Annotated in this window: 1 protein-coding gene; it reads left to right on the forward strand. The window is 45.4% G+C overall.

All coding sequences use genetic code 11. The features are described from left to right. Positions 1-124 precede the first annotated feature (124 nt). Positions 125-583 (forward strand): IS200/IS605-like element IS1541B family transposase, encoded by a 459-nt coding sequence (tnpA, locus tag IMQ48_RS11990; protein ID WP_141132629.1) that lies wholly within the window; start codon positions 125-127, stop codon positions 581-583. The last annotated feature ends 89 nt before the right edge of the window (positions 584-672 follow it).

Raw genomic sequence — 672 nt, forward strand, 5'->3', positions numbered from 1 at the left:
CTAGGCTGGAGGTTCCGTAAAGCTTTCAGCTTTGAGCCAGTTATAAAAACCCCTTTTGATTTGTTAAAACAGTTTGCGGTCTGGCAACTGCAAACGTTCAACAAGAAATCAAAAGGGGGTCCCAATGAGGGACGAAAAGAGCTTAGCGCACACGCGATGGAACTGTAAATATCACATAGTTTTTGCGCCGAAGTACCGAAGAAAGGTGTTCTACGGGGAAAAGCGCAAAGCGATAGGCAGTATCTTAAGAAAGCTGTGCGAATGGAAAAACGTGAATATTCTGGAAGCAGAATGCTGTGTGGATCACATCCATATGCTTTTAGAAATCCCGCCCAAAATGAGTGTGTCGGGGTTTATGGGATACCTGAAGGGAAAGAGCAGCCTGATGCTTTATGAGCAGTTTGGCGATTTGAAGTTTAAATATCGTAACAGGGAATTCTGGTGTCGAGGGTATTACGTTGATACGGTTGGGAAAAATACAGCCAGGATACAAGAATACATAAAGCACCAGTTGGAAGAGGATAAAATGGGTGAGCAGTTATCGATCCCATATCCGGGTAGCCCGTTTACGGGCCGTAAGTAACGAAGTCTGATGCAAATGTCAGATCGTATGCGCCTGTTAGGGCGCTGCTGGTAACAAAGCCTTATAGGCGCATCAGAAAAACCTCCGGC

It is taken from the genome of Citrobacter sp. Res13-Sevr-PEB04-36 (assembly GCF_015672735.1).
Classification (GTDB): Bacteria; Pseudomonadota; Gammaproteobacteria; order Enterobacterales; family Enterobacteriaceae; genus Citrobacter.